Origin of the sequence: Salmonella sp. 32082101201600294FB01SM01 (assembly GCF_017572865.1) — a bacterium.
Lineage (GTDB): Bacteria > Pseudomonadota > Gammaproteobacteria > Enterobacterales > Enterobacteriaceae > Salmonella > Salmonella enterica.
The window spans coordinates 177923-195695 of sequence record NZ_JAGESB010000001.1; the positions used below are offsets into that span (position 1 = coordinate 177923).

The following is a 17773-nucleotide window of genomic DNA, read 5'->3' on the forward strand; positions in this document are numbered from 1 at the left end:
AGTGCGATGTGGCACAGGAATACACTGTTGAACAACTAAACCACGGCCGTAAAGTCTATGACTTTATGCGCTGGGACTTCTGGGCATTCGGCATCTCCGGGCTGTTGCTGATCGCGGCCATTGTCATTATGGGCGTACGCGGGTTTAACTGGGGGCTGGATTTCACCGGCGGCACGGTAATTGAAATCACGCTGGAAAAACCGGCTGAAATGGACGTGATGCGCGAAGCGCTGCAAAAAGCGGGCTATGAAGAGCCGCAGTTGCAGAACTTTGGCAGCAGTCACGACATTATGGTGCGTATGCCGCCAACCGAAGGTGAAACCGGTGGTCAGGTGCTGGGTAGCAAAGTGGTGACGATCATTAATGAAGCCACCAACCAGAACGCGGCCGTGAAGCGTATTGAATTCGTGGGGCCAAGCGTGGGCGCCGATCTGGCGCAAACCGGCGCTATGGCGCTGCTGGTGGCGTTGATCTCTATCCTCGTTTATGTCGGTTTCCGCTTTGAGTGGCGACTGGCGGCAGGGGTGGTCATCGCGCTGGCGCACGACGTGATCATTACGCTGGGGATATTGTCGCTTTTCCATATCGAGATTGACCTGACCATTGTGGCATCGTTGATGTCGGTGATCGGTTACTCGCTGAACGACAGTATCGTGGTCTCTGACCGTATTCGTGAAAACTTCCGCAAAATCCGTCGCGGGACGCCTTACGAAATCTTTAACGTGTCGCTGACCCAGACGCTACACCGCACGTTGATTACCTCCGGTACGACGTTAGTGGTAATTCTGATGCTGTACCTCTTCGGCGGTCCGGTACTGGAAGGCTTCTCGCTGACGATGCTGATCGGTGTCTCTATTGGTACGGCATCTTCTATCTATGTCGCATCGGCGCTGGCGCTGAAACTCGGTATGAAGCGCGAGCATATGCTGCAGCAGAAAGTCGAAAAAGAAGGGGCGGATCAGCCGTCCATTCTGCCGTAAGCTGGCGTTAACATGACTGAAAAAAGCCGCAACATCGCAGGGTGCTGCGGCTTTTTATTATCCAGAATAAACTCGATTGCATGAGGAACTATCATGGCTATCATCCCAAAAAACTACGCGCGCCTGGAAAGCGGCTATCGTGAAAAAGCGCTGAAGCTGTTTCCGTGGGTGTGCGGACGTTGTTCCCGTGAGTTTGTGTATTCAAATCTGCGTGAGCTGACGGTGCATCATATCGATCATGACCACACCAATAATCCGGAAGACGGCAGCAACTGGGAGCTATTGTGCCTCTACTGCCACGATCACGAGCATTCCAAATATACCGAAGCCGATCAGTATGGTTCGACGGTCATTGCCGGGGAAGATGCGCAAAAAGATGTCGGCGAGGCGACTTATAACCCGTTTGCCGATCTGAAAGCGATGATGAACAAAAAGAAATAAGCAGGCTGCTGACAAAGTTGTTGGTGCTGTTGAATGTTAGGTTACGCTTCGCTCCACCCAACGGAATCCGCAATATAAATGAACTATTGGTTTTCGTAGATCGGATGCAATCCGACATTTTTTCAGCCCCGGAGTTCGTCGCCAGCCCCCAAACGTCCTGTAACGCATACATTGTCACTGGAATCCCGATCGCAAGGTTGGGATTTTTTTGTTTTTAAGTCCTGCCGATACTGGCGAGCAGAGTAGAATCAGCGGTAAGCCGGGGCAACCCGGTGAGGCGCAATGTTGCGGGGGCTTGATCCCCGGTGGCCTTGTCGCTGGAAAGAGAAAACCCCCGCACATTGTTCGGTATTCACCGGCAACATTACGGGGGCTAACTTGACTCCAGACAAGTTGAGGATAGCCGCGAACCGTTGCCATTGCAACAAAGGCGGCAATATGACGCTCACAGAGTTGAGCATTACTATCTGGCACGATTTGGCGGCACCAACGCTGGTCGGGATTGCGACAGGTCTGTTTTTAGGCTGGTGGCATCGCCGGAAGTAATGTGAAGTGGGCGCGACTCGCCGCCGCATGGCAGCATGCGCCCGAAACGGGCCAGAGGGCGACCTCTGGCCTTTTTTGCAGGTTTAGAAGTTGTAACCCACGACCAGGTAGCCGCCCCAGCCGGTAGATTTCGCGCTGAAATCGCCGTCGCCCCAGTTCAGTTTGGCGCCATTCTGCCACTGTCCGCCGTTATGGAAGTAACGCGCAACGACCGAGTAGTGCCAGTGATCGTAGTTCAGCGCCAGGATATGGCTGGAAGCGATGGAGTTGCTGGTACGGTTCGGATCGTCGCCTAAATCAGATCCCCAGTCAAAGTTGGTAAAGCCGATATAGCTCAGTTTACCGCCCCACAGATCGGTGATGGGGACGAAGTATTTCACTTTGAAACGGTAGCCGTCCCATTCGTTTTCATTGGACGCGCCGTAGTTTTGCCACTGATATTTCGCATACACGTTCAGCGACAGGCCCATCGGCAGGCCGGTGTCGATATCAGTCCCCAGACCCATATACCACGTGCTCTGGCGGCTGGCTTTGTTATCGCCCATATCGTAGATGTAGTTGTTGGCGAAATACCACTCTTTAAACGGGCCGAAGCTCAGGTCTGCGCCGGTCAGCTTATCAATCGAGAAACGCGGTTCGATTTCCATGAACAGCGGAGAACCGTCGGACCAGATACCTTTATCGTTGCCGTTACCCCAATCAAAGGTTTTGGGAATATCGATATAGCCGTAGAAATCAAACCAGTCTTTTTTGGCAAATGCTTCATATTCCAGATAGACGTCGTTGTTCAATTTCGGCGAGAAACGGGTATGGTAGCTACCTACCACGTTTACGCTTTGGTGCCACCAGTCGGACAAATACTGCGGCTGATCATTTTCTGCTGCGTTAGCAGTAAAAGATGAGGTGAGCGCCAGCGCTGCGCTGACTGCGAGTAAAGTTTTTTTCATATGTATGCCACTGTTTGAAATCCCTTGCGGGAGTGAAAAGAACGCAATTTGCGTTTCTAAATATTTCGTGTTTCTGCGGAGCCTATTATAAAAATCATTGCTCACAAAAATATGTCTTGTTTCACATATCTATCATTTACGTAATCGATTGCGTTCACGTTTGCGCACTTTAGGCGCGGCGACAGTACTATCTTTCATGAATATTACCAATCCATGTCATAAATGACGGAAATGTCAGTAGGGCAACAAAAGTCGCGCGGGGGATGTTGCGGAACGCACAAAACGCTCCGCCAGAACGTTTATTGATTAACAGGCTGAATATCATGGATGCGAATGAAGCCTAACTGCGCCGGTGTGATCCCCTTCAACGGTAACGAAATATTGACATCACTGGGCGCCAGCAAGCTGGCAGGGGCATTTACCAGAAGGCTCTGTGCATTTACCTCCTGATAGTTCTCCGTAGTGCCCTGAATTTGCCCGTACTCTACGGTAGCGCTGAATGCCGGCAGCGGATCGCGGGACTCGCCCTGAATGCGTAACGTTGCGTGAGCGCCGTCTGCGACAGGCGTAATTTCCAGCAATGTCATACGTAGCGTACCGATCTGACTCTCCAGCCGGGCAGGCGTATTGGCGCCAGGCAACAAATAGACGCCGCGGGTTGACTCCGCATTCAGCTTATTTTGTTGGGTAATTTTTACCGTTTCCTGATTCAGTTGGGTCATCTCTTTATTCAGGGTGCTAATGCTTTGATGCATCTGGCGAACTTCGCTCTGCGGCGCGCAGGCGGTCAGGCTCAAGAGACTTCCCACCAGGAGAATTCTTAGGTAACGTCTTGTCATGTCGATCATTTCCTTCGTGGTCCGATAGCGTAATGGTAGTGCGCTATACGCACAAAGGCACCGATCCTTTATCTCAAAAGCGCTCCGCCTTTGTTGTCGCGCCAGTTCAGGGTAAAATAGTGTTTTCTAAATCATCTGGTCAGGACGCCGTATGCATTGCCCATTTTGTTTCGCCGTAGATACCAAAGTCATTGACTCTCGTCTTGTAGGCGAGGGCTCGTCCGTGCGCCGCCGTCGGCAGTGTCTGGTGTGTAATGAACGCTTTACGACCTTTGAAGTGGCTGAACTGGTCATGCCGCGCGTGATAAAAAGTAACGATGTGCGCGAACCCTTTAATGAGGATAAGCTGCGTAGCGGCATGTTGAGAGCGCTGGAAAAAAGACCCGTCAGCGCAGATGATGTTGAAATGGCATTGAACCATATTAAGTCACAATTACGTGCCACTGGGGAGCGTGAAGTTCCCAGCAAGATGATTGGCAACCTGGTCATGGAGCAGCTGAAAAAACTCGATAAAGTCGCGTATATTCGCTTTGCCTCCGTCTATCGCAGTTTCGAAGATATCAAAGACTTTGGCGAAGAAATCGCTCGCCTACAGGACTAAGCCATGCAGGATGAGTTTTACATGGCGCGAGCGCTCAAACTGGCGCAGCGTGGACGTTTCACCACTCACCCGAACCCTAATGTCGGCTGTGTCATTGTTAACAATGGCGACATCGTCGGCGAAGGTTATCACCATCGCGCCGGAGAGCCGCACGCCGAGGTTCATGCGCTGCGGATGGCGGGCGCAAAAGCCAAAGGCGCAACCGCCTATGTCACGCTTGAACCCTGTAGCCATCATGGGCGAACGCCGCCATGTTGCGATGCGCTGATTGCGGCCGGCGTCGCGCGCGTGGTCGCCGCGATGCAGGACCCGAACCCACAGGTCGCCGGGCGCGGACTGTATCGTCTGCAACAGGCGGGTATTGCGGTCAGCCACGGGTTAATGATGAGTGAAGCGGAGGCGCTCAATAAAGGCTTCCTCAAGCGGATGCGTACCGGATTCCCTTATCTTCAGCTTAAACTGGGCGCCTCCGTGGATGGACGGACGGCGATGGCCAGCGGCGAAAGCCAGTGGATCACCTCGCCGCAGGCCCGGCGCGACGTTCAGCGCTTGCGTGCGCAAAGCCACGCTATCTTAACCAGTAGCGCGACGGTATTGGCTGACGATCCGGCCTTGACGGTGCGTTGGGCGGAGTTAGACGCCTCTACGCAGGCGTCTTACCCGCAGGAAAATCTGCGCCAGCCGGTGCGAATTGTTATCGACAGCCAAAACCGGGTAACGCCTGCGCATCGTATTGTGCAGCAGCCTGGCGAAACGTGGATTGCGCGTACCCAGGAAGATAGCCGCACGTGGCCCGATTCGGTTCGTACTATCAGCGTACCAGCGCACAACGGACATTTGGATCTGGTTGTGCTGATGATGCAGTTAGGCAGGCAGCAGATTAATAGCATATGGGTTGAAGCCGGACCGGGACTGGCGGGCGCGTTGCTGCAAGCCGGGCTGGTGGATGAACTGATTGTCTATGTCGCGCCTAAATTGTTGGGAACCCAGGCGCGGGGATTATGCGAATTGCCAGGGCTTGAAAAGCTCGCCGACGCGCCGCAATTTACCTTCAGCGAAATACGACATGTCGGCCCGGATGTTTGCCTGCATATGGTGAGCGTATGAGTTCTCCCGTCGAAAGGGGAGCAGCGCTCAAATTATTATGATAAAATCCGCCCCCCTGCGGGGCCAAATGAACCCTGGAAGAGAGAATATGAACATTATTAAAGCTAACGTTGCAGCCCCTGACGCTCGCGTCGCCATCACTATTGCGCGTTTCAATCAGTTTATCAACGACAGCCTGCTGGATGGCGCGGTTGATGCCCTGACGCGTATTGGTCAGGTAAAAGATGATAATATTACCGTAGTGTGGGTGCCTGGCGCCTATGAACTGCCGCTGGCGACCGATGCGCTGGCGAAAAGCGGTAAATATGACGCCGTGGTTGCGCTGGGAACCGTGATTCGCGGGGGGACTGCGCACTTTGAATATGTGGCAGGCGGCGCCAGCAATGGCCTGGCAAGCGTTGCCCAGGACAGTGGCGTGCCGGTAGCCTTTGGTGTTCTGACCACCGAGAGTATTGAACAAGCCATCGAACGTGCTGGTACAAAAGCCGGTAATAAAGGCGCAGAAGCTGCGCTGACCGCGCTTGAAATGATTAATGTATTGAAAGCCATTAAGGCCTGATTTTTTGTAAGGGGAATTCCGTGAAACCTGCTGCTCGTCGCCGCGCCCGTGAGTGTGCCGTCCAGGCGCTTTACTCCTGGCAGTTGTCCCAGAACGACATCGCTGATGTTGAATACCAGTTCCTGGCGGAACAGGACGTAAAAGACGTCGACGTTCTCTATTTCCGTGAACTGCTATCCGGGGTGGCGACTAACAGCGCGTACCTGGATGGTTTAATGAAACCGTATCTGTCCCGCCTGCTTGAAGAGCTGGGACAGGTTGAAAAAGCCGTGCTGCGTATTGCGTTGTTTGAGCTGTCAAAACGCAGCGATGTGCCTTATAAAGTGGCCATCAACGAAGCGATTGAACTGGCGAAAACCTTTGGCGCTGAAGACAGCCACAAATTCGTCAACGGCGTACTGGATAAAGCAGCTCCGGTGATTCGTCCCAACAAAAAGTGATTCACAGGCCGGAAAGATAGCGGGCGATCGATACCCGCCGTCTCCGGCCTTTTCTTTTTTTCTGCTGAGGCATAACGTATGGCATGTGGCGAGTTTTCCCTGATTGCCCGTTATTTTGACCGTGTAAGAAGCTCTCGTCTTGATGTTGAAACCGGTATTGGCGACGATTGCGCGCTCCTGAATATTCCTGAAAAGCAGACCCTGGCGATCAGTACCGATACGCTGGTGGCGGGCAACCACTTCCTCCCCAATATCGATCCTGCCGATCTGGCTTATAAAGCGTTGGCGGTGAATTTAAGCGATCTGGCCGCGATGGGCGCCGATCCGGCCTGGTTAACGCTGGCGTTAACGTTGCCGGAAGTGGATGAGGCGTGGTTGGAGGCTTTTAGCGACAGTCTGTTTGCGCTATTGAATTACTACGATATGCAGCTCATTGGCGGCGACACCACGCGTGGACCGCTGTCGATGACGCTGGGTATCCACGGTTATATCCCGGCAGGGCGCGCGCTCAAGCGATCTGGCGCGAAGCCGGGCGACTGGATTTATGTCACCGGTACGCCGGGCGACAGCGCTGCCGGGCTGGCGGTTTTGCAAAACCGGCTACAGGTGTCGGAGGAGACAGACGCTCACTATTTAATTCAACGGCATTTACGCCCGACGCCGCGTATTTTACACGGCCAGGCGCTGCGTGATATCGCCAGCGCGGCTATCGATCTTTCCGATGGTTTGATTTCCGATCTGGGGCATATCGTCAAGGCCAGCGGCTGTGGGGCAAGAGTAGATGTTGATGCGCTGCCAAAATCCGATGCGATGATGCGCCATGTTGATGACGGGCAGGCGCTGCGTTGGGCGCTTTCCGGCGGCGAAGACTATGAGCTGTGCTTTACGGTGCCGGAACTGAATCGTGGCGCGCTGGATGTCGCCATTGGTCAACTGGGTGTTCCCTTTACCTGCATAGGTCAAATGAGCGCAGATATTGAAGGGCTGAATTTTGTACGTGACGGAATGCCTGTCACCTTTGACTGGAAAGGATATGACCATTTTGCCACGCCATAAAGATGTTGCGAAAAGCCGCCTGAATTTGCGCAATCCGTGGCACCTGCTCGCTACCGGCTTTGGCAGCGGGCTGAGCCCCGTGGTGCCGGGCACGATGGGCTCGCTGGCGGCGATCCCCTTCTGGTATTTGATGACGTTTCTGCCGTGGCAGCTTTATTCGCTGGTCGTGATGTTTGGGATCTGCATTGGCGTTTATCTTTGCCATCAGACGGCGAAAGATATGGGCGTACACGACCACGGCAGTATTGTCTGGGATGAATTTATCGGTATGTGGATAACGCTGATGGCGTTGCCGACGACGGACTGGCAGTGGGTGGCTGCCGGGTTCGTTATTTTCCGCATTCTGGATATGTGGAAACCCTGGCCGATCCGTTGGTTTGATCGCAACGTGCACGGCGGCATGGGGATTATGATCGATGATATCGTCGCCGGGGTGATATCCGCCGGCATACTGTATTTTATCGGTCATCACTGGCCGCTCGGTATTATTTAAAGGGTTTGCCGGATGGCGGCGTAAATGCCTTATCCGGCCTACCCCCGAACAATATGTCGATTTCGCAGGCCCGATAAGCGCCGCGCCATCGGGCAATGGCAGATTATTTAAATCCCACCACCGGATGCTGTTTGTACGGCGTTTCGAGTTCGGCAATCTGCTCCGGTTTGAGCGTTAAATCAACGGCATTCAGCAACTCATCTAACTGCTCTTCACGCGAAGCGCCGATAATCGGCGCGGCGACGCCTCGTTTGCTGAGCAGCCAGGCCAGCGCGACCTGCGCTCGCGTTGCGCCAAGCGCCTCGCTGACGCCAGCCAGCCGTTCCGCTATTTGCGCATCATTTTTATCGCTTTCAGCGTATAAATTTTTACCCACGTCATCCGAGACCTGGCGGGCCGTGGTTTCTCCCCAGGGGCGAGTTAAGCGTCCGCGCGCCAGCGGACTCCACGGAATCACGGCGACGCCTTCCTGCCAGCACAGCGGTAGCATCTCTCGCTCTTCTTCGCGGTAGATCAGGTTATAGTGATCCTGCATGGTGACAAACGGCGCCCAGCCGTGTTGTTTTTGTAGCGCCAGTGCCTGGGCAAATTGTGAGGCGTGCATTGAGGAAGCGCCGATATAGCGGGCTTTACCCGCCTTCACCACGTCGTTTAGCGCTTCCAGAGTTTCTTCTATCGGCGTGGTGTAATCCCAGCGGTGGATTTGCAGGATATCGATATACTCCATTCCCAGACGGGTGAGGCTATCGTCAATAGAGCGCAGGATTTGCGCGCGGGACAATCCTTCCGGCAGATCGCCGACGCGATGGAAGACTTTCGTCGCTACCACCACCTCGTCGCGCCGGGCGAAATCACGCAGCGCGCGGCCGACAATCTCTTCGCTGCTGCCGTCGGAGTAGCTGTTGGCGGTATCAAAAAAGTTAATGCCGCCCTCAAGGGCGCGCTTGATGATGGGACGGCTGCTCTCTTCGGGAAGCGTCCAGGCGTGATTGCCGCGACTCGGCTCGCCGAATGTCATGCAGCCCAGACAAAGGCGGGACACCCGAAGATCTGTATTTCCTAACGTGTTGTATTGCATGACTCCGCTCCTGTTATACCCGTCACTCTTCAAGCATAGCAGGAGCAAAGAGGGGATTATGCCAGCCAGGCCTTGATTTTGGCTTCAATGCCTGCGGCGTCGAGCCCCAGTTCTGCGCGGGCTTCTTCCTGCGTTCCTTGCGGGATAAAGAAATCCGGAAGACCGATATTCAGCACAGGTACAGGTTTACGATGGGCCATTAGCACTTCGTTTACGCCGCTGCCAGCGCCGCCCATAATGGCGTTTTCTTCCAGCGTCACCAGCGCGTCATGCTGCGCGGCCATCTCCAGAATTAACGTGTCGTCCAGCGGCTTAACAAAGCGCATGTCGACCAGCGTGGCGTTCAGCGCTTCGGCGACTTTCGCCGCCTCAGGCATTAAGGTGCCAAAGTTCAGAATCGCCAGTTTTTCGCCATGACGCTTCACAAGGCCTTTACCAATAGGCAGTTTTTCCAGCGGGGTTAGCGCCACGCCCTGCGCATTACCGCGTGGATAACGTACTGCCGTCGGGCCGTCGTTATAGTGATACCCGGTAAATAACATCTGGCGACATTCGTTTTCGTCGCTTGGCGTCATGATCACCATATCCGGGATGCAGCGCAGATAGGAGAGATCGAACGCGCCCTGGTGTGTTTGTCCATCCGCGCCAACGATACCGGCGCGATCGATGGCGAACATGACCGGCAGTTTCTGGATAGCGACGTCATGGATGACCTGATCGTAGGCGCGTTGCAGGAAAGTAGAGTAGATCGCCACGACGGGCTTATAGCCGCCAATCGCCAGGCCTGCGGCGAAGGTGACGGCATGCTGCTCGGCGATGGCGACGTCAAAATAGCGATCCGGGAATTTACGTGAAAATTCCACCATGCCGGAACCTTCGCGCATTGCCGGGGTGATCGCCATCAGCTTGCTGTCTTTGGCGGCGGTTTCACACAGCCAGTCACCGAAGATTTTTGAATAACCTGGCAGACCGCCGCTGCTTTTCGGCAAACATCCGCTGGAAGGATCAAATTTAGGCACCGCATGGAAAGTGATCGGATCTTTTTCCGCGGGCTCATAGCCGCGGCCTTTCTTGGTCATGATATGCAGGAACTGCGGGCCTTTCAGGTCGCGCATGTTCTTCAATGTGCTGATAAGCCCCATGACATCGTGACCATCGACCGGCCCGATGTAGTTAAAGCCCAGCTCTTCGAACAGTGTTCCCGGCACAACCATGCCTTTAATATGTTCTTCGGTACGCTTGAGCAGTTCTTTAATTGGCGGTACGCCGGAGAAGACCTTTTTTCCGCCTTCGCGCAGAGAAGAGTAAAGCTTACCGGAAAGTAGCTGCGCCAGATGGTTGTTGAGCGCGCCGACGTTTTCCGAAATCGACATTTCATTGTCGTTCAGAATGACCAGCATGTCGGGCCGGATATCGCCTGCGTGATTCATTGCTTCAAACGCCATACCGGCGGTGATGGCGCCGTCGCCGATCACACAGACGGTGCGGCGATCTTTGCCTTCTTTCTCCGCCGCCACGGCAATGCCGATACCGGCGCTGATGGAAGTGGAGGAATGCCCAACGCTCAGCACATCGTATTCGCTTTCTCCGCGCCACGGGAACGGGTGCAGACCGCCTTTCTGGCGAATGGTGCCGATTTTGTCGCGACGACCGGTAAGGATTTTATGTGGATAAGCCTGGTGTCCAACATCCCAGATTAGCTGGTCAAACGGGGTGTTGTAGACATAGTGCAGCGCCACGGTAAGTTCTACCGTGCCCAGCCCGGAAGCGAAGTGCCCGCTGGAACGGCTTACGCTGTCGAGTAAGTAGCGGCGTAGCTCGTCGCAGAGTTTCGGCAGAATCTCTTTCGGTAACAGTCGTAACTCCTGGGTGGAGTCGACCAATGCCAGGGTAGGGTATTTGGCTATATCAAAACTCATCGCAAGCTCATTGGATATGGGTTTTATTTATCACGCTGGATTATGTAGTTCGCTAGCGCTTCCAGTGCCGAGGTGTCCAGTGATTGCGCGGCCAGCTGATGTAACGACTGACGGGCGTCCTCTATCAGGTCCCGGGCTTTATTCCGGGCTTGCTCAAGACCCAGAAGTGCAGGGTAGGTACTTTTGCCAAGCTGCTGGTCTGCGCCCTGACGTTTACCTAACGTTGCAGTATCGCCCACCACATCCAGAATGTCATCCTGAACCTGGAAGGCAAGGCCGATACTCTCTGCATAGCGGTCAAGTATCGGCAGAGTATTCCGTCCTTTATCGCCCGCGCTCAACGCGCCAAGTCTAACGGCGGCGCGAATGAGCGCGCCGGTCTTATGGCGATGAATGCGTTCCAGCGCGTCCAGAGTGATCCGCTGGCCTTCTGCCGCCAGATCCAATGCCTGACCGCCGCACATACCGGCGATGCCGCTGGCGTTCGCCAGTTCGGCGATCATCGCGATACGATCGCGATCGGCGACTTCCGGCATCGGCGCGTCGCTGATAATGGCAAACGCCAGCGTTTGCAACGCGTCTCCCGCCAGGATTGCGTTGGCTTCGCCAAATTTAATATGGCAAGTCGGCAGGCCGCGACGCAAATCGTCATCGTCCATTGCTGGCAGGTCGTCATGGATCAGCGAATAGGCATGAATGCATTCGACCGCCGCAGCTGGCGCATCCAGCGTTGCCGTACTGACGCCAAACATTTGACCGGTGGCGTAAACCAGAAATGGCCGCAGGCGTTTACCGCCTAATAATGCGCCATACTGCATGGCTTCGACCACGGGAGTGTTCTGAAAGGGCAGTGGCGCGATAAAACGGCTCAGCGCCTGATTCGCTTGCGTTACGCAAGCCTGTAGCTGCTGCGTAAAGTCCATTTACTCATTATCCGCGATAAAAGGCTCAGGTGAAGCCTCTTCATTATCAGACAGCAAAATTTGCACGCGCTGTTCCGCCTGCTGCAGTTTTGCCTGCCCCTGACGCGCCAGTTGTACGCCGCGCTCGAATTCATTCAGCGCGTCTTCCAGCGGCAAATCGCCGCTTTCCAGGCGGGTAACAATATGTTCCAGCTCGCTCAGCGCAGTTTCAAAGCTGGCGGGCGCCTCATTTTTCTTCGGCATGATGACTGTTTGACTCTCTGTAATGGCAGCACAAGTCTATGGTAACGGACTCACACTGATAAGCAAATAACGCGCAATGGTAAGGGGAAATGCGCAAGATGTCCGTGATAGTGATATACTTCCGCGCCTGGATGCAGCCGTAGGTATGGGCTGCTGTACTATTTCTCCACGACAAGCCTTAGATAGCTTGCTAAAGAACCATTGCCGCCATGAAGTTTATCATTAAATTGTTCCCGGAAATCACTATCAAAAGCCAATCTGTGCGTTTGCGCTTTATAAAAATTTTAACCGGGAACATCCGTAACGTTTTAAAGCACTACGATGAGACCCTCGCGGTTGTCCGTCACTGGGATAACATTGAAGTTCGCGCCAAAGATGAAAACCAGCGTCTGGCGATTCGCGACGCGCTGACCCGCATTCCGGGGATTCACCATATTCTTGAAGTCGAAGATGTGCCGTTCACCGATATGCACGACATTTTTGAGAAAGCGTTGGCGCAGTATCGCGAGCAGCTTGAAGGCAAAACCTTCTGCGTGCGCGTAAAACGTCGCGGTAAGCATGAGTTTAGCTCCATTGAGGTGGAGCGCTATGTCGGCGGCGGATTAAATCAGCATATTGAATCGGCGCGCGTGAAGCTCACTAACCCGGATGTGACGGTGCATCTGGAAGTGGAAGATGATCGCCTGCTGCTGATCAAAGGGCGTTATGAAGGTATTGGCGGTTTCCCGATTGGCACCCAGGAAGATGTGCTGTCGCTGATCTCCGGCGGTTTTGACTCCGGCGTCTCCAGCTATATGCTGATGCGTCGCGGCTGCCGCGTACACTACTGCTTCTTTAACCTCGGCGGCGCGGCGCATGAAATCGGCGTTCGCCAGGTGGCGCATTACCTGTGGAACCGCTTTGGCAGCTCCCATCGCGTGCGTTTTGTGGCGATTAACTTCGAACCGGTGGTCGGCGAGATTCTGGAGAAAGTTGACGACGGCCAGATGGGCGTGGTGCTCAAACGTATGATGGTACGCGCGGCGTCGAAAGTGGCGGAACGTTACGGCGTACAGGCGCTGGTGACCGGCGAAGCGCTGGGCCAGGTATCCAGCCAGACGCTAACCAACTTGCGCTTGATCGATAACGTATCTGACACGCTGATCTTGCGCCCGCTGATCTCTTACGATAAAGAGCACATTATCAACCTGGCGCGCCAGATTGGTACGGAAGATTTTGCCCGTACGATGCCGGAATACTGTGGCGTGATTTCAAAAAGTCCGACGGTGAAAGCCATTAAAGCGAAAATTGAAGCCGAAGAAGAAAATTTCGACTTCAGTATTCTCGATAAGGTGGTAGAAGAAGCGAACAACGTCGATATTCGTGAAATCGCCCAGCAGACCCAGCAGGAGGTGGTGGAAGTAGAAACCGTGAGCGGTTTTGGCGCCAACGATGTGATTCTGGATATCCGTTCTGTCGATGAGCAGGATGACAAGCCGCTGAAAGTGGAAGGCGTCGACGTCGTTTCGCTGCCTTTCTACAAGCTGAGTACTAAATTTGGCGACCTCGATCAGAGCAAAACCTGGCTGCTATGGTGCGAACGCGGCGTAATGAGTCGCCTGCAGGCGCTCTATCTGCGCGAACAGGGGTTTGCCAATGTGAAGGTGTATCGTCCGTAATTCCTTTGCCGGGGGGCGGCTATGTCCTACCCGGCCTACCGTTTTATTTCTGCCCCAACCGTTTTGCAATGCGCTCCAGCTTCATCATCAGCAGCAGCGTAATGACCACCAGCACAATGGTCAGCGCCGCGCCGTCGGCGATATTTCCACGGTCGGTCAGGCTAAAGATAGCCACCGGCAGCGTCGTCCAGCCCGGCGGATAAATCATCATCGTCGCGCCCAACTCCCCCATGGAGAGCGATAAACTCAGCGCCAGCGCTGACATCATCCACGGCATCAATAACGGCAACGTCACGTGACGCAGACGATACCAGGGCGATGCCCCCAGACTCGACGCGACGTTTTCAATATCGGCGGAAATTCGCGCCAGTCCGGTCGACACGTTACTGAAGGTAAAGGCGGAAATCAGCACAAAGTGCGCTGTCAGCACAATCCATAGGGTGCCGTTCATTTGCAATGGCCCCTGGCTGAAAGCAACCAGAATGCCCAGGCCCACGGACACTGACGGAATCGCACTCGGCAGATAGAACACCATACTTAACCATTTCTGCGTTTTCACCCCATATTGACGCAGCGCCAGCGCCGCCCAAACGCCGCAAAGCAGCGCAAACAGGCTGGCGCAAAAGCCAATCGTGAGGCTGGCAAGTAGGGCGTCCCATGCCGCACCGTGCAGAGCGTTAACAAAGTGGTTCAGCGTGAAGCCACTCGGCAGAATACCGTTCCACTGCTGGCTAAGGCTGGACATCAGAATCACCGCCAGCGGCAGGAAAAAGAACACGATAAACAGTACACTAGCCACAACGCCCGCCGCTGCGCGTCCTTTAGGTGACCAAATTAGCATGGCTAGCTCCTTACGCCGGTACGCGATGCCGCCAGGCGATAGAGGGAGAACAGCCCCAGCGACAAAACAATGTTAATCAACGCAATCATGCAGGCGACCGTATAGTCGGACTCCAGAATCGCTTTGCTGTAAACCATCATCGGCAGGGTGTTAACCCCTTTCGCGCCAATAAACAGTACGATGCCAAACTCGTTAGTGGTCAACAGCAGGCACAGGCTGCCACCAGCCATCAGCGCCGGTAGCGCCGCCGGGAAAATCACCTGCCCAATCACCCGTAACGGGTGCGCCCCCAGAATGCTGGCTGCCTCTAGCTGGCTTTTATCAATTTGCCGCAGCGCGGCCATCAGTGGCCGCATCACCAGCGGAGTGAACACCGTGATCTCCGCCAGAATGACGCCCTGCATCGAGTAGAGAAAATCTACCGGCGGTAGCTCAAAGGCAAACAGGCTCATCAGCGTACCGTTGAGCAGACCCGCTGACCCATAAATAAAGGTGAACGCCAGCGTAATCAGGAAGGTCGGCAGCGCAATAAAAGTATCGACGACCCGACCAATCCACTCGCTGCCGGGGAAAGGAATAAACACCAGAATCAGCGACATCACGCTGCCCAGCAGCAGGCAACCGGCGGTGGCGAAAAAGGCGATTTGCAACGTGTTCAGCAACGCGCCGACAAAGCGTTTCGAGTCGACCACCTGGCGGAAGGTCTCGAGCCCGATCTCGCCATTGGCACCGCGTAGCGCCTGTTCAACGATGAGCGACAGAGGCCAGAAAAACAGCGTCGCCAGCACCAGCAACGGGAGCAGCAGCCACAGCAGCGGGCGTAGGTTAAGCGCCGGTTTTTCCAGAGGTAAAATGAGTGACATGGTTATACCTCAATCAGGACCGCATCATCCGGTTCGAACCACAGCGCCAGCTTGTCGCCCACGCGCGGCAGCGGATTGACATGCGTCAACACCATCCGCACCGTTTCGCCAGCAACGTCACACAACAGATGGGTTAAATCGCCCTGCCAGTGCACCGATTGCAGTGTGGCGTTGAAGCGGTTGCTGTAGGCCGAACGCGGCGTCAGGCTGAGGTGCTGAGGACGAATGCACAGCAGTTTGTTGTAACCGTGGTGGCTGCCCCGGCTGAACGCGCGAATCACCGCACCGCCGCAGCTGACGTCCACCAACCCCGGAATCTCCGTTATCCCCAGCGCAATGGCGGAGAGAATATTGGCGCGACCTAAGAATTCGGCGGCAAAACGATTGGGCGGATGCTGATATAGCGCGCGGGTTTCGCCGTGAGCAATCAGCGAGCCATCCTTCATAATGCCGATTTTATCGGCCAGGGTGAGCGCTTCCGTTTGATCGTGGGTGACGTAGAGAATAGTGAGTTCTGGCAGCTCATGGTGAAGACGGGCGATTTCTTCCACCATATTATGACGAATCTGTGCGTCCAGCGCTGACAGTGGTTCATCCAGCAACAGCACGCGCGGGCGCACGGCAATCGCGCGGGCGATGGCCACGCGTTGCTGCTGGCCGCCGGAAAGTTGATGCGGATAACGGGTGGCGTAATCACTCATGCCAACCGTTTTCAGCGCCTGCGTGACACGCTCATTAATTAGCGCCTTTGGCTGCTTCTGCGCACGCAGACCAAAAGCGACGTTGTCTTCCACTTTCAGATGCGGGAACAAGGCGTAGTTCTGCACCACCATCGCCAACCCGCGTTTATAGGGTGGCAGATGGGTGACGTCCGTATCGCCAATCAGAATACGACCGCCTGCAGGTTGCACAAAGCCCGCAACCGCACGCAGCACCGTCGTTTTTCCAGATCCTGATGGGCCAATCAGCGCCAGCACTTCGCCAGGTTCAATCGTCAAAGAGAGCGGTTTAAGCACCACGTTGCCGTGATACGCAACGCGCAGCGAGTCGAGGACTATCCCCGATGTCCCCTGCGATGCAGGGGCGTGAACGGCGGTCGTTTTCATCAGCATCAGGCTTACTCGCTTTCGGTCACTTTGTGCCAACGGCTAATATCTGCCGACAGCGAAACGGCTACGTCATCCCAATTGGGCTGCCAGCTCTGCACGCCTTCTAACGCGGCAGTGGCGGCCTTATAATGTTCGTCGCTCGGCGTCACGTCGCTGCGTACCGGCATTCCCCAGGAGAGTTCGCTGACGCGAGTCTGCGCTTCTTTACTCAGCAGGAAGTTAATCAGCTTTTTACCATTTTCACTCTGCGGCGCCCCCTGGACCAGGCCAATGACATAAGGGATGGCCAGCGCGCTGCGCTCGCCTTTGTCGTTGGCCGGCCAGAAGATTTTCACGTTCGGGTTACGTTCCATCTGCGCGAGGTTCATTTGCAGGTCGCCGTTAGCGACGTAGATTTCACCTTTATTAACCAGCGCGGTTAGCTTGCCGGTAGAGGCAGATGGCCCGACGTTATTGGCCTGCAGCTTGCCGAGATACGCAAAACCGGCATCTTTACTGCCGAAGCTGTGGAAAGCCTGCAGCATCACCGCCGTGCCGTCAGCGGCCTGACCTGGCGTGGAATACTGGAGTTTATTTTTGAATTTACCGTCAAGCAGATCCTGCCAGCTCGCCGGGGCAGTTTTCAGCAGCTTGCTGTTGTAGATAAAGCTCAGATAATTCTTTACCAGCGGCGAATAAAGGTTGTTGGCATCGGGGATAGCCGATGCGGCGTCGGTGTTAAAGTTCGCCAGCAGCTTTTCGGCGGCGGCGCGCTGAATGAATGGCGGCGCGGTTACCAGCACGTCGGCTTGTGGATTCGTACGCTCTTTTGCCAGACGTTCCACTACCACGCCACCACCGCCTTCAACATAGCGTACGGTAATGCCGGTCGCTTTAGTGAATGCGTCAAACTGCACCTGGTACCAGCTGTTATCACCATCGTGCAGCCCGTCGATGGAGTACACCGTGACCACTGATTCCGCCCATGACGGGGCGCTGGCGAGAGCGAAGACAGACAGCAGAGCAAGTCGGGAAAGTTTCATCGTAATAGCCTCATAGCGTACGTTGCATTTTCTGGCCTATACCAGGTTTGCTTTTTACGCTAAACGGCTTATGTGACAAAACGATGAAAGAGAAATAAATCAGTCCAC

At 54.9% G+C, this 17773-nt stretch carries 20 protein-coding genes; 10 read left to right on the forward strand and 10 right to left on the reverse strand.

Annotated elements, in window-relative coordinates:
* Window positions 1-8 precede the first annotated feature (8 nt).
* From secF to J4645_RS00835, 3 genes are all read left to right on the forward strand, one after another.
* The gene (gene secF / locus J4645_RS00825; RefSeq protein WP_000046629.1) at window positions 9-980 is read left to right on the forward strand and encodes a protein translocase subunit SecF; all 972 of its coding nucleotides are present in this window, start codon (window positions 9-11) and stop codon (window positions 978-980) included.
* Between the two features lie 93 nt (window positions 981-1073).
* On the forward strand, window positions 1074-1421 hold the full coding sequence (gene yajD / locus J4645_RS00830; protein ID WP_000974818.1) for an HNH nuclease YajD: 348 nt from the start codon (window positions 1074-1076) through the stop codon (window positions 1419-1421).
* A gap of 438 nt (window positions 1422-1859) precedes the next feature.
* On the forward strand, window positions 1860-1967 hold the full coding sequence (locus J4645_RS00835) for a type I toxin-antitoxin system toxin Ldr family protein (protein ID WP_000176312.1): 108 nt from the start codon (window positions 1860-1862) through the stop codon (window positions 1965-1967).
* A gap of 83 nt (window positions 1968-2050) precedes the next feature.
* Here J4645_RS00835 and J4645_RS00840 read toward each other — a convergent pair whose 3' ends face one another.
* Window positions 2051-2914 (reverse strand): nucleoside-specific channel-forming protein Tsx, encoded by an 864-nt coding sequence (locus tag J4645_RS00840; protein WP_000752021.1) that lies wholly within the window; start codon window positions 2912-2914, stop codon window positions 2051-2053.
* A 299-nt stretch (window positions 2915-3213) separates the two neighbouring features.
* Complete coding sequence (locus J4645_RS00845; RefSeq protein ID WP_000198486.1) at window positions 3214-3753, reverse strand: DUF3251 domain-containing protein; 540 nt, start codon at window positions 3751-3753, stop codon at window positions 3214-3216.
* A 151-nt stretch (window positions 3754-3904) separates the two neighbouring features.
* Here J4645_RS00845 and nrdR point away from each other — a divergent pair, with 151 nt between their 5' ends.
* The 6 genes from nrdR (at window position 3905) to pgpA (ending at window position 8009) form a co-directional block, all read left to right on the forward strand.
* Entirely contained in the window at window positions 3905-4354 is a 450-nt protein-coding gene (nrdR, locus tag J4645_RS00850) for a transcriptional regulator NrdR (RefSeq protein WP_000543533.1), read from the forward strand.
* 3 nt (window positions 4355-4357) lie between these two features.
* Window positions 4358-5461 carry a bifunctional diaminohydroxyphosphoribosylaminopyrimidine deaminase/5-amino-6-(5-phosphoribosylamino)uracil reductase RibD gene (gene ribD, locus J4645_RS00855; RefSeq protein WP_023212893.1) on the forward strand — a complete coding sequence of 368 codons (1104 nt, stop codon included), beginning with the start codon at window positions 4358-4360 and terminating at the stop codon, window positions 5459-5461.
* Window positions 5462-5549: 88 nt separating this feature from the next.
* Window positions 5550-6020, forward strand: a complete 471-nt coding sequence (ribE, locus tag J4645_RS00860; protein WP_001021370.1) for a 6,7-dimethyl-8-ribityllumazine synthase — start codon at window positions 5550-5552, stop codon at window positions 6018-6020.
* Window positions 6021-6040: 20 nt separating this feature from the next.
* Entirely contained in the window at window positions 6041-6460 is a 420-nt protein-coding gene (nusB, locus tag J4645_RS00865) for a transcription antitermination factor NusB (protein WP_000801129.1), read from the forward strand.
* A gap of 78 nt (window positions 6461-6538) precedes the next feature.
* Window positions 6539-7516, forward strand: a complete 978-nt coding sequence (thiL, locus tag J4645_RS00870; protein ID WP_023207506.1) for a thiamine-phosphate kinase — start codon at window positions 6539-6541, stop codon at window positions 7514-7516.
* On the forward strand, window positions 7494-8009 hold the full coding sequence (pgpA, locus tag J4645_RS00875; RefSeq protein WP_000154063.1) for a phosphatidylglycerophosphatase A: 516 nt from the start codon (window positions 7494-7496) through the stop codon (window positions 8007-8009). Before thiL ends, pgpA begins: the two co-directional genes overlap by 23 nt.
* Window positions 8010-8112: 103 nt before the next feature.
* Here the strand turns inward: pgpA and J4645_RS00880 are convergent, their stop codons facing one another.
* From J4645_RS00880 to xseB, 4 genes are read right to left on the reverse strand one after another with little or no spacing between them, the layout of a single operon-like run.
* On the reverse strand, window positions 8113-9087 hold the full coding sequence (locus J4645_RS00880; RefSeq protein WP_023214881.1) for an aldo/keto reductase: 975 nt from the start codon (window positions 9085-9087) through the stop codon (window positions 8113-8115).
* A gap of 56 nt (window positions 9088-9143) precedes the next feature.
* The gene (gene dxs / locus J4645_RS00885) at window positions 9144-11006 is read right to left on the reverse strand and encodes a 1-deoxy-D-xylulose-5-phosphate synthase (protein ID WP_000006768.1); all 1863 of its coding nucleotides are present in this window, start codon (window positions 11004-11006) and stop codon (window positions 9144-9146) included.
* Window positions 11007-11029: 23 nt separating this feature from the next.
* Window positions 11030-11929 carry a (2E,6E)-farnesyl diphosphate synthase gene (ispA, locus tag J4645_RS00890; protein ID WP_000348074.1) on the reverse strand — a complete coding sequence of 300 codons (900 nt, stop codon included), beginning with the start codon at window positions 11927-11929 and terminating at the stop codon, window positions 11030-11032.
* Window positions 11930-12172 (reverse strand): exodeoxyribonuclease VII small subunit, encoded by a 243-nt coding sequence (gene xseB / locus J4645_RS00895; protein ID WP_001124944.1) that lies wholly within the window; start codon window positions 12170-12172, stop codon window positions 11930-11932. It abuts the gene before it with no gap.
* A gap of 209 nt (window positions 12173-12381) precedes the next feature.
* Between xseB and thiI the strand changes: the two genes are divergently transcribed.
* Complete coding sequence (thiI, locus tag J4645_RS00900; RefSeq protein WP_000668648.1) at window positions 12382-13830, forward strand: tRNA uracil 4-sulfurtransferase ThiI; 1449 nt, start codon at window positions 12382-12384, stop codon at window positions 13828-13830.
* A gap of 43 nt (window positions 13831-13873) precedes the next feature.
* Here thiI and phnV read toward each other — a convergent pair whose 3' ends face one another.
* From phnV to phnS, 4 genes are read right to left on the reverse strand one after another with little or no spacing between them, the layout of a single operon-like run.
* The gene (gene phnV, locus J4645_RS00905) at window positions 13874-14671 is read right to left on the reverse strand and encodes a 2-aminoethylphosphonate ABC transport system, membrane component PhnV (protein ID WP_023214882.1); all 798 of its coding nucleotides are present in this window, start codon (window positions 14669-14671) and stop codon (window positions 13874-13876) included.
* 2 nt (window positions 14672-14673) lie between these two features.
* Window positions 14674-15534, reverse strand: coding sequence for a 2-aminoethylphosphonate ABC transporter permease subunit (gene phnU / locus J4645_RS00910; protein WP_001602773.1), 861 nt, complete (start codon window positions 15532-15534; stop codon window positions 14674-14676).
* Window positions 15535-15536: 2 nt separating this feature from the next.
* Window positions 15537-16646, reverse strand: a complete 1110-nt coding sequence (phnT, locus tag J4645_RS00915) for a 2-aminoethylphosphonate ABC transport system ATP-binding subunit PhnT (RefSeq protein ID WP_000928792.1) — start codon at window positions 16644-16646, stop codon at window positions 15537-15539.
* A gap of 5 nt (window positions 16647-16651) precedes the next feature.
* Window positions 16652-17665, reverse strand: a complete 1014-nt coding sequence (phnS, locus tag J4645_RS00920) for a 2-aminoethylphosphonate ABC transporter substrate-binding protein (RefSeq protein ID WP_000778008.1) — start codon at window positions 17663-17665, stop codon at window positions 16652-16654.
* Window positions 17666-17773: the final 108 nt, after the last annotated feature.